The sequence below is a fragment of the Microbacterium sp. NPDC060117 genome (genome assembly GCF_042729315.1).
Taxonomy (GTDB): Bacteria; Actinomycetota; Actinomycetes; order Actinomycetales; family Microbacteriaceae; genus Microbacterium.
The window spans coordinates 353,385-364,380 of record NZ_JBHWXR010000003.1; the positions used below are offsets into that span (position 1 = coordinate 353,385).

Annotated in this window: 9 protein-coding genes; 5 read left to right on the plus strand and 4 right to left on the minus strand. The window is 71.9% G+C overall.

The features are described from left to right. Positions 1 to 50: 50 nt before the first annotated feature. Entirely contained in the window at positions 51 to 2,219 is a 2,169-nt protein-coding gene (locus ACFWCK_RS13395) for a M66 family metalloprotease (protein ID WP_378806305.1), read from the plus strand. Positions 2,220 to 2,322: 103 nt separating this feature from the next. Here ACFWCK_RS13395 and ACFWCK_RS13400 read toward each other — a convergent pair whose 3' ends face one another. Together ACFWCK_RS13400 and ACFWCK_RS13405 are read right to left on the minus strand one after the other, a co-directional pair. Then, on the minus strand, positions 2,323 to 3,474 hold the full coding sequence (locus ACFWCK_RS13400) for a sensor histidine kinase (RefSeq protein WP_378806307.1): 1,152 nt from the start codon (positions 3,472 to 3,474) through the stop codon (positions 2,323 to 2,325). Further along, a complete protein-coding gene (locus ACFWCK_RS13405) occupies positions 3,471 to 4,181 on the minus strand; it encodes a response regulator transcription factor (RefSeq protein WP_378806309.1) in 711 nt (236 codons plus the stop codon). Before ACFWCK_RS13405 ends, ACFWCK_RS13400 begins: the two co-directional genes overlap by 4 nt. Positions 4,182 to 4,331: 150 nt before the next feature. Between ACFWCK_RS13405 and ACFWCK_RS13410 the strand changes: the two genes are divergently transcribed. Then, on the plus strand, positions 4,332 to 4,805 hold the full coding sequence (locus tag ACFWCK_RS13410; protein ID WP_378806311.1) for a DM13 domain-containing protein: 474 nt from the start codon (positions 4,332 to 4,334) through the stop codon (positions 4,803 to 4,805). After that, a complete protein-coding gene (locus ACFWCK_RS13415; protein WP_378806312.1) occupies positions 4,802 to 5,335 on the plus strand; it encodes a hypothetical protein in 534 nt (177 codons plus the stop codon). Before ACFWCK_RS13410 ends, ACFWCK_RS13415 begins: the two co-directional genes overlap by 4 nt. Positions 5,336 to 5,577: 242 nt before the next feature. On the opposite strand, the gene ACFWCK_RS13420 is transcribed toward ACFWCK_RS13415, so the two are convergent. Continuing rightward, positions 5,578 to 6,126, minus strand: a complete 549-nt coding sequence (locus ACFWCK_RS13420) for a DUF1992 domain-containing protein (protein ID WP_378806314.1) — start codon at positions 6,124 to 6,126, stop codon at positions 5,578 to 5,580. 453 nt (positions 6,127 to 6,579) lie between these two features. Here ACFWCK_RS13420 and ACFWCK_RS13425 point away from each other — a divergent pair, with 453 nt between their 5' ends. Both ACFWCK_RS13425 and ACFWCK_RS13430 read left to right on the plus strand, forming a co-directional pair. Next, a complete protein-coding gene (locus tag ACFWCK_RS13425) occupies positions 6,580 to 8,103 on the plus strand; it encodes a DUF222 domain-containing protein (RefSeq protein WP_378806316.1) in 1,524 nt (507 codons plus the stop codon). A gap of 250 nt (positions 8,104 to 8,353) precedes the next feature. Then, entirely contained in the window at positions 8,354 to 9,658 is a 1,305-nt protein-coding gene (locus tag ACFWCK_RS13430) for an MATE family efflux transporter (protein WP_378806756.1), read from the plus strand. Between the two features lie 116 nt (positions 9,659 to 9,774). Here ACFWCK_RS13430 and ACFWCK_RS13435 read toward each other — a convergent pair whose 3' ends face one another. Then, positions 9,775 to 10,983, minus strand: coding sequence for a hypothetical protein (locus ACFWCK_RS13435; RefSeq protein ID WP_378806317.1), 1,209 nt, complete (start codon positions 10,981 to 10,983; stop codon positions 9,775 to 9,777). Positions 10,984 to 10,996: the final 13 nt, after the last annotated feature.

The following is a 10,996-nucleotide window of genomic DNA, read 5'->3' on the forward strand; positions in this document are numbered from 1 at the left end:
CGCCCATCCCTGCCTCCTCACCGTCACACCACCGATCGATGGAGGCTGTCATGCCGGATCTCAGCGATGTCGTCCAGACCCTCGAGCGCCTGCGCGATGTGATCGACGTGCGCTCGCCCCTGTTCACGCAGCGGCCCACCGGCATCGAGGTGACGCAGGCCGTGCAGTACTACCGCGCGTCGGAGCATCTGACGGATCCGGGCGATCGGAAGAAGGACAACGCCGCACTGCTGGTCGCCTACAAGCCCGCCGTGGTGCGCGTGTACGTCGCGCCGTCTGCACTGGTGAGAACGGGCGACCCGACCGGCGGATCTCTGCTCCTCGAGCGGCGGCAGGGCCTTTTCGGACCGTGGCGCGCGATCGTGACGATCGCGCCCTGGCTGCTGCCGACGGTCACACCCATCGACGACGGCTACGACGACGAACGCAGCCGCTTCGACCGGACGTTGAACTTCCGGATCCCCGCCGAGCAGTTCTTCGGCAGCATGCGGCTGACCGTGACCCTCGACGACGGGCAGACGCTCAGCACCACGGTGTCGGCGCGCCTCGTGCAGACGCTGCGCGTGCGCGCGATCCTCGTCAGCTACCAGGGGCCGAGCACGGCCAACCCGCCGGCCGGCACGATGGCGCCGACGGTCACGCTCGCGGCGCCGACGCTCGCCGATGTGCAGACCACCGCGGCGCTCGCTTTCCGGATGATGCCCGTGCAGCAGACCGGGTCGTTCATGACCGCAGGAACCCTCGCCTGGACGCAGCCCCTCGACGACGTGCGCAGCTCCCCCGGCGCCTGCTCGACGAACTGGGGCGCCCTGCTCACGGCGCTGGGCAACATCCGCACGAACGACGGCAACCGCGCCGATGTCGTCTACTACGGGATCCTGCCGTCCGGTATCCCGCTGAACGTTCCCGGCTGCGGGAACGACGGGCTGGGAGCGGGTGCGGCGGGTGACACGGCGACGTTCGTCCACGAGATCGGCCACGGCTACGGCTTCCCCCACGCCCCCGCGGGCAACGCCGGCACCACCGATCCCGACTACCCCGTCTACGAGCCGAACATGTCAGGATCCATCGGAGAGTACGGCACCGACATCCAGACCGGCACCGTCTTCACCCCGGCGACCTCGACCGACTACATGAGCTACGGGGCCAACCGGTGGATGTCGCTCTACCACCATGCGAAGCTCATCGAGCATGACCGACTCGCGCCCACGTGGATGCCGGAGCCGAACCCGTTCGACCGCACGCCTGTGGAGTTCGATCCGAAGCACCTCTGGTGGCCCAACCCGCCCTGGAGCCGGGAGCAGATCGAGAAGTACGCCACCCACCGGATGATCGTGATGAGCGGCGTCATCGACGAGGCCGGTGTCGTGACCGTCGAATCGGTGGCCCGAGTCGAGGCGAACTCCGCCCTGGTCGGTCCGCCGATCAGCTGGACCGCCCAGCTCGTCGGCGCGACGGGAGAGATCGCGTCCCGCGTGGCCCTGTCGCGCGAGCTGCAGTTCGGCGGCGAGGACTGCGGCTGCGCCCCCTCGCCCGGTGACGGCGATCCCGACCGGCTTCCGCTGCGTTTCCGTGCGCTCATGCCTGACACCGAGCTCGGCTCGGCGCTGCGCATCGTCGACGGGCGCGGCGAGGAGGCATGGGTCAAGAAGGCCCCCGCCGATCCGGCGCGGTTCACCCGGATCACCGCCGAAGTCGTCGAAGCGCGTGCGGTGCGACCGCGCTGGGATGTCGTGGGCGAGCCCGCGTCGGACGTGTGGGCGCAGGTCAGCACCGACGGCGGCCGGATCTGGCGCGGGCTGGCGGTGGGCCTCACGGGCGGTCTCGCGGATCTGGACCTCACCGGCCTGCCCGCGGGAGAGGCTCACGTGCGCCTGCTCGCGCACGACGGGTTCAGCACGGCCGTCTCCGACGCCGCGGCGATCCAGGTGCCCGACCTCGCCCCCTCCCCTGCAATCCTCTTCCCCGCCGATGGCGGCAGTGTTCCGGCAGGCGTGGATGTGGAGGTGCACGGCAACGCGGTGGATCAGGCCGGGAACCCCGTCGACGACGAGCTGCTGAGCTGGGAGATCGATGGCGAACCCTTCGGGCGCGGCCGCGTCGGCTCGCTGCAGGTCGGACCGGGCGAGCACGTCCTGACGCTGCGCTGCGAGACCGGGCCCGCGGCGGACACCTCGGTGCGGATCACCGCGCTTCCGTTGCCGCGCCGGACCAGGTGACGGCGGGCTCTCGCTGAACTGCTGAGTCCCTGGAACGCATCGGGGGCCGAGCGAATGCATCCGCGAGGTCGGTGCCGTCGTCGACTCCTCGCCCTCTCGGCCCTCAGAGCCCGGGCTCGCCCACCGGCAGCAGCACCTTCAGGCAGAAGCCATCGTCGGTGTGCTCGGCGAACACGTCGCCGCCGTGCGCCCGGGCGAGCCCCCGCGCGATCGCGAGGCCGAGACCGGCTCCCGATGCCACCGCGTCCGGGACGGTCCCGCTCGTGCGGGACGGATCCGACCGCCATCCGACCTCGAACATGCGATCCAGGTCCTCCACCGCCACGCCGCTGCCGTGGTCGAGCACGGCCAGCACGAGCCGGTGCGGCGACGGCGACTCGGCGAAGACGAGGATCTCGGATCCCTCGGGCGCATGCCGCACCGCATTCGTCAGCAGGTTCACGATCACGCGCGTGAGCTGATGCGGATCCGCCCACAGCACATGCCCGTCGATGCCCTGCTGCACGATCCGCACGCGGTGCTCCCCCGCGGCGGCGCGGACGTCTGCCACCGCATCCGAGACCACGTCGAGCAGCTCGACCTGCTCAGTGCGCAGCCGGAGCGACCCCGAGGTGATGCGGGACAGCTCGAACAGGTCGTCGACCATCCGGCCCATCGTCTCCACCTGCGCCCGGACCTGACCGGGGAACGCGTCCGGATCCGCGAGGCCCTCCTCCGCCGACTCGGCGAGCGCGCGGATCGCGGTGAGCGGAGTGCGCAGATCGTGCGAGATCCACGCGAGGAAGCGCCGGCGGTCGGAGTCCAGTCGCTCCAATTCCGCCCTCGCATCGCTGAGCTTCGCAGACACCGTGGCGAGCTCGGCGGACAGGTCGTCGAACTCACGCCAGCCGCTGGATCCGCGGTCGACGACGTCGCCCTCGCCGACTCGGCGCACCGCGGCCGACAGCCCCCGCACCGAGCTGCGGGCCGCGCGCGCCGTGATCCACGCCGTGGCAAGCGCGCACAGCAGCGCGGCCCCGAGCACCCACACCAGCACCGTGAAGTCGTGCGCCGACAGGTACATCTCGGCCGAGATCGCGAGCACGCCCGTCGCCAGGGCGAGCACCGACGCCACCCCGACCACGACGAGCCGGAACGTGAGCCCCGCCCGCCGTGCACGGCGCAGCACGAATACGGCGGCGAGCGTCACGACCGCAGCGCATCCCAGCGCGGTCAGCACGATGAGCAGCACATCGAGCGCGCCGAGCGGCATCATGAGCCGGATCCGTCCGCGGAGAACCGGTAGCCGGCGCCCCACTCCGTGAGCAGGTGCAGGGGATGGCGCGGATCCCGTTCGATCTTCTCCCGCAGCCGCCGCACGTGCACGGTCACCGTGCTCGCCTCGCCGAACGACCAGCCCCAGACCTCGCGCAGGATGTCGTCGCGGGAGAGCACCTCGCCGTCGTGCTGCACGAGGTGCGCGAGCAGCTCGTATTCACGGGCGGCGAGCGGCACCTCCTCCCCCCTCACGTGCACGCGGCGCCGGGCCGGATCCAGCCGGAAGTCACCGCGCACGATCTCCCGCGTCGGCGCGGCGGCCGCCAGGGACCGGCGCAGCAGCGCCCCCACCCGCAGCAGCAGCTCGCGCAGCGCGAACGGCTTCACGAGGTAGTCGTCGGCGCCCGTCTCCAGGCCCTCGATGCGCTGCTCGACCTCGCCGAGCGCGGTGAGCATGATGATCGGCACCGCGGAGCGCGCCCTCGCATCGCGCGCCAGCTCGTCTCCGCTGATGCCCGGCAGCATGCGGTCGACGATGAGCACGTCGGGCGGATCGGCCTGTACCGCGCGCTGTGCCGAGACGCCGTCGCCGAACCCGTCGACGCGGTAGCCGTTCGCCGCGAGATAGCGCTCGACCGCGGCCCGCACCGTGGGGTCGTCCTCGACGACCACCACGCGGGGCGGAGCGGATCCGGGCATCTCCATGCTCAGAGGCTAGCCCCGGCGCCCGGGACGGATCCGAGTTCCTTACGGCCCCGAAAGAACTCCCCCGCAGGCCTCACGCCCTGCCTAGCGTCGGATCCGTTCTCGACAGCCGGCACCTGCATCGCCGGCGCATCCACGAATGGAGCAATCATGCGCAAGACCGCACTCGTCCCCGCCTCGCTCGGCGTCGCCGTGCTCGCCCTGGGGCTGTCCCTCGCCGGCTGCAGCTCGACTCCGGCCGCATCGCCGACCTCCGCCGACACCATGTCCTCGTCCACGCCGATGCCATCGTCCTCGCCCATGGCATCGGCCATGGACGACATGCACAAGACCGGCACCTTCATGGGCCTGAACGGCAAGAAGGTGCAGGGCACCGTCACGATCTCCGGCTCCGAGCTGACGCTCACCGGCTTCTCCTCGGACGAGGGCCCCGACCTGCACGTCTACCTGACCAACGGCACCGACGAGGCCGCCGTCTCGGCCGGCAAGCAGATCGACCCCGTCGCCTTCGACAAGGACTCGCAGACGTTCATGCTGAACGGCGTCGACGCGTCGATGTACACCGACGTCGTGATCCACTGCGACAAGGCCAAGGCGGTCTTCGGGGCCGCTGCCCTGTCATGACCGCGACGGCGGTGCGGACCGGCTCGGGGGCGCCGGCCCGCACCGCGTCCTGGCTGCTCGCCGGCACTCTTGTCGGCGCGGCGGCTCGGATCGTCGCAGGCGTGCTGTGGCTGAACGAGGGGATCCTGAAGTACCGCGCCGGATTCGGATCGGCCGACATCCTGCTCGTGGCGCAGGGTACCGCGGGCAACACGCGAGTGCCGTTCTTCTTCCGCCCGCTGGGGGCGCTCATGCAGTCGGTGCCGGGACTGTTCGGGATCGCGATCCCCGCGCTCGAGGTGGGTCTGGGCGTGCTGCTCGTGCTCGGCCTCGGGCGAGTGGCCACGACGCTCGTGGCGCTCGGATCCGTCGCCACTCTGATGCTGTATTGGTCGTCGGACCAGCTCATCGCGCAGTATCCGGCGATGATGCTGCTGTCGGCGGTCGTGCTGGCGCTGCCGTGGTCGGGGCGCGTCGGCGTCGCGTGGTGGTGGGAGCGGCGGCACGGACGGTCGGCGACCCGGGGAGCGGCGCGGCCGTCGTCGCGGTGACGAGGCGGCCGTCCGGCGGCGTGCCGGGGGCGACCCGAGCCCGGGGCGGGGGCCGGGGGCGACCTGCCCAGGGCGGGGTGCCGGGGCGCCGTGCCGGGGGCGGCCGAGCCCATCGTCGTTCACTTGTCGCCAATCGCCCTTTCCCGACCGGCGAAGGGGCGATTGGCGACAGGCGAACTCGTCCTTCCGCCGGATCCGGTATCGGAGGTCCCCGGATTCGAGACCGGATCCGGGGTGATCCGTCAGGCCTTGCGGAACCAGCGCTTCTTCGTCGTCGCGATGGGATCCGGATCCGCGATAGCCGCAGACTCCCGGCGCTCTCTCCACGCCGCGATCTCGGTCTCGACGTCACGGGGCTTCGTGACCACCGGCGGCCCGCCGAGGAGCTGCCGCCTGGCCTCGATCACACGGCGGTTGAAGTCCTCCACCACAGCGCGCACATCGGTCTCGCGCCGCAGGGAGTCGAGCTGCGCGTCGAGCTCACGATCCTCCACGCGCAGCATGAGCGCGGGTGGGCCGAGGCCGGTGAGCTTCTCTCGTTCGATCTTGCGCCGGATCCACCAGTCCGGATCGTGGTGGTCGCCGAGCCCGGGGATGGGCTTGCCTGCACCAGGGAGGTCGTCGAACTGTCCCTGGCGGATCGCCACCTGGATCGCGGTCTCGACGATGGCCGGCATCGTCTCGGCGTTCAGGACCGCCGGTGGCGCAGTGGGTGGCGCGGTGGGGTCCGCGGGTGTGCGGCTCAGCAGGCGCTCGGCGTGCGAGCGACGCCTGTGCTCTTCGTCCGTCATGACGCTCCTCCGGTTCTGGTCGGACCTCGGGTCCTCCCAGACTACGGGGGCGGAGGCGTCGCGGGGTCGGGCTCCTCTCCCTCATTCAGGCCTTCCGCGCGCGCCTTCGCCCACTCGTCGGTGCCTTGCTCGCCGTCCGTCGTTCGCCCGCTCGTCGGTGCGTCTCCTCGTCCATACGCCTGCTCTTCGTCCGCTCGTCCGCCCGTCCGCTCGTCCGCCCGCACGCTCCTCCTTCGCCGTTCCGTCCGTTCGCTCGCGCGTCTGTTCGCTCGATCCGTCCTCCGCTTCGGTGGTCACGAACTGCGAATTTCGGAGCCTGAGAACCGTGCCCCGCGACCACGAAAACCTCCGAATCGTCCTCCACAGGAGTGGATCCGAAACCGTTCTCCACAGAGTTCGTTTTTCCGCTTGATCAGGCCTTCGAATGTCGGTGGCCAGGAGTTGAATGAGGGTATGACATCCCCGATGCGCGAGGCTCTGGAGCAGGTGCAGCACCTGCTCCAGCAGACGAGTGTGCGGGGTGAGCTCGACTCTCAGTTCGATGGCATGGAGGATGCGGAGACGATCCGGATCCTGCGCGAGTGCGGGCAGGTGCAGCGCCTGCTGGACGCGGCGATCACCACCGTCGTGGCGCGAGCGCGACATCGCGACACCGGGTTGCCGTCGGAGAAGATCACCACTCTGGCCGGCTGCCGCGACGTGACGGAGCTGACCCGGCGGGCGCTGCGGGTCGACGCGGGCACCGCACGTCGGTATGTGCGGGCCGCCGATGCCGTGGGGAAGGACTTCCTGCTCTCCTCGGGCGAGCACGCCGCGGCCCGCTACGAGCAGCTCGGGCGGGCACTGCGAGACGGCCAGCTCTCGGTCACGGGTCTGCTCGCCGCGATCGGACCGGTGGAACGCGCCGGCACCCGCATCGGCCCGGATGAGCGGGAGGCTGTGGACGCGCTGCTGGCGAACACCGCGCGCGGACTCGACCTGCCCGATGAACACGGCAACGCCGGGCCGGCTCCATCGACGGACGAGCTCGCCGACTACGCGCGGGCGCTGATGCTCGCCCTCGACCCGGATGGCGCCGAACCCGACGACGCAAAGGCGGACCGGTCCCGCAGTTTCTGGATCGGGAAGCTCCATGACGGCACGCACCCGTTCGGCGGGCATGCGCTACCCGAAATCGCCGGGCTGATCCAGCGACTGATGGACGCGTTCAACAACCCCGCCGCGGACAGTTCCCCGAACCTCGGCTCCGGCGCGGTCGCCTTCGAGCCGGAAGACGCCGATCCGGCTGGTGCTGCGGATCCTGGTCCCGCGATGGGTTCGGATCCGGATCTCGTCGACGGGCTCCCCGTCCCGGACGATCCGCGCACTCCGGCCCAGCGGAACCACGACAACCTTGCCGCGATCCTGCACGCCGCAGCCGCGTCTGGGGCCGTCCCCGACCTCGGCGGCGCCGCGCCGACCCTGGTCGTCTCCGTCACTGCCGCTGACTACGCCGCCGGACACGGGCGGGCGTTCATCGAAGGCACCGGCGACGACGTGCCCCTGTCCGTCGCCCGGCACACGGCCTGCGCCGGGGGCGTCCAACGAGTCCTGTTCGACGGACGCGGCCAGATCGTGTCGATCGGAACGACCGCCCGGATCTTCACCGCGATCCAGCGCCGAGCCATCCACCTGCGGGACCGGGAGTGCGTGATCCCCGGCTGTCACGTCCCCGCCACCTGGTGCGAGATCCATCACGTCCAGGAGCATGCCGACGGCGGTCCGACGCACACCAGCAACGGCGTCGCCCTCTGCTGGCATCACCACCGCACCCTCGAGGTCTCCGGATGGCGGATCCGTATGAGCCGTGGCGTCCCCGAGATCCGCGGACCGCAGTGGTGGGATCCGCACGGCGCCTGGCACCGCCCGCGCACCCGCGGCGGCGACCCGCAGCACGCCCGCCGAACACTCGCCGACGCGCTCGGCCCACCCGGGTAGGTCCCATCCCCGGATGACTTCGGCCCACCCAGGTTCGGCGCTCGGCCTTCCCTGATCGCCCCCCCGGATGACTTCGGCTCGCCCGGTTTGCGCTCGGCCCCCGGATGACCTCGCCCCACCCGGAGCGCAGAGCGACGCCGGTACCCGTGTCGCCCCGCGCCCCTAGGCTCGTACGGTGCCCTCTCCCACGCCGAACCCGCACCCGGGCGACACCCCGCGCGGTGCGCCACGCTCGAACCCGGCGCCGACCTTGAACCGCGAGATCATCCGCCTGGCCGTGCCGGCCCTCGGAGCGCTCGTGGCAGAGCCCGCGTTCCTCATGGTCGATGCGGCGCTCGTCGGGCACCTCGGCACCACGCCCCTCGCTGGACTCGGCATCGCATCGGCGATCCTGCAGACCATCGTCGGACTGATGATCTTCCTCGCCTACTCGACCACACCCGCCGTCGCGCGGCGGTTCGGCGCCGGCGAGCACGGCGACGCCGTGTCGGTGGGCATCGACGGGATGTGGCTCGCGCTCGGCCTCGGTGCCGTGCTCGCGGTGATCGGGTCTCTGCTCACCCCCGCGGTGATCCCGCTCTTCGGCGCGACCCCGGCGGTCGCGGCGCAGGCGGCCGCCTACCTCGCGCCCTCCATGTGGGGGCTGCCCGCGATGCTCGTCGTCTACGCGGCGACCGGCCTGCTGCGCGGCATGCAGGACACCGTCACCCCGCTGTGGATCGCGGGCATCGGCTTCGCCGCGAATGCGCTGCTGAACTGGCTCTTCATCTACGGCTTCGGCTGGGGCATCGCCGGATCCGCCTTCGGCACGGTCGTGGCGCAATGGGGCATGGTCGGCGCGTACGTGCTCGTGATCGGACGCCTGGCGCGCAGGCACGAGGCCTCGGTCGCCCCCGAACTGAGCGGGATCCGCGGATCTGCGCGCTCCGGCGGCTGGCTGTTCCTGCGCACCGTGAGCCTGCGCGTGGCGCTGCTCGCGACGGTGGGCATCGCGACCGGCATCGGCACGCGCGAGCTCGCCGGCTGGCAGGTGGTCTTCACCGTGTTCTCCGCGGCGGCCTTCGCGCTCGACGCCCTCGCGATCGCCGCACAGGCCCTCATCGGCAAGAGCCTGGGTGCCGCCGATCCGAACGGAGCCCGGCACGTGCTCGCCCGCACGGTCGCCTGGGGCGCCTGGTTCGGTGTGATCGTCGGAGCCCTCATCGCCGCACTGTCCGCCGTCATCGGGCTCGCCTTCACGGGCGACCCGGACCTCGCGGCACTGATCCAGCCCGCCCTCATCGTGCTCGCGGTCGCCCAGCCGATCGCCGGCATCGTGTTCGTGCTCGACGGGGTGCTCATGGGTGCCGGGGACGCCCGCTACCTCGCCGTCGCCGGCGGCCTGAACCTCGTCCCGTTCCTGCCAGTGCTCGCGATCATCGCCGCCACCGGGGTGAGCGGCGTCGCGGGCCTGATCTGGCTCGCCGTCGCGTTCTTCGGCGTGTACCTGTGCGCACGGCTGGCGACCCTCGGACTGCGCGTGCGGACCGGTCGCTGGCTCTCGATCGAGGTCTGAGAGCGCGCGGGACTCGCCTGCCGGCAGGCGCTTCCGGATCCGCCCCTGAGGTACCGGATCCGCCGAAGTCCCGGGATCGACGTGACGACATGCACTCCCGGGCCTCGCCCTGGCCATCAGTGCCGGCCGCGGTGCATCTCGCGCTCCTCGATCGCGTCGAGCTCGGCGGTGGCCCGCGCCCGCAGCGCGTCCGAGAGCCCGCGATCGCCGATCGCCCGCGGCACAGCAGGGCGCTCCTCCGTCCGGCCGCGGTGCATCGCGTAACCCCACGTCGCCAACCCGAGCAACGGCCCCCACAGCCAGAACGGCAGCACCAGCAGCAGCTCGACGACGCCCACGGCAAGGGCGCCGCCCGTCGTGACCACACGCACCAGATCCACACCCCCGACCGTGAACATCACGGCCACGACCGATGCAGCGATCACCGCGAGTCCGACCGGCACCGGACGGCCGCCGACGCCCGCCAGCCATCGCGGGAACCGATCCGCCCACGGCAGGCACAGAGCGAGCGTGAGGAGCCCCGCCGCGAGCATCGCCCCGCCGAGCAGCAGGCCGACCATCAGGACATCGGGCCTCAGAGCGGCCGGCGGGGCGAACAGCGGCCACGGCGTCAGCCAGGTGAGACGGCAGAACGCGTAGGGCAGGGCGCACAGCGCGGCGGCCACCGTGATCGCACGTCGGTGCCGCAGCACGCCCGCGGCGAACCGCCCGCGCACCGCGGGTTCGCCGATCGCCCAGGCGGCGAGCGCGCCCGCCGCGACCAGGTGCGTGAACGAGACCGTCAGCTCACCGAACCGCGGGGCGAGCGCCTCCAGCACACGGGGCGCGAAAGTGCCCAGTGGCAGCCGCAGCGCGGCGAACCCGAGCGTGCCGATGACGAGCAGGATCCCGGTGGCCCCGATCAGCGGGCGGCGCACTGTCAGCAGCGTCAGCCCCGCCGCGACGAGGCCCGCCACGACCAGCACGAACGAGTAGCCGGCGACGGGGATGATCCCGCCCGGGATGAGCGCCGCCACCAGCAGCGCCACGACCACGGCGGCGATGCGCAGCGCGGCCGGCGGCGCCCCGGGGACACCGACCGCGCTCGCGGAGGCGTCGACCCGGTGTGCGCGCAGGCCGAGTGCGCCGACGGCCACCGCGGCGAGCCCCGCCCCGACCGACACCACCGCCGCCGCGGGCGCCCCGACCACCGCCGCGACCAGGCTCGGGCTCACCCCCGTCGGCACCGACCCGGCGAAGAGCAGTTCGACCGCGCCGAGCACCGCGACGGCGGCGCCGAGCGCGATTCCGAGGATCAGCAGTACGACACGCGTTCTGTTTCTCATGTCCCGCACGCTA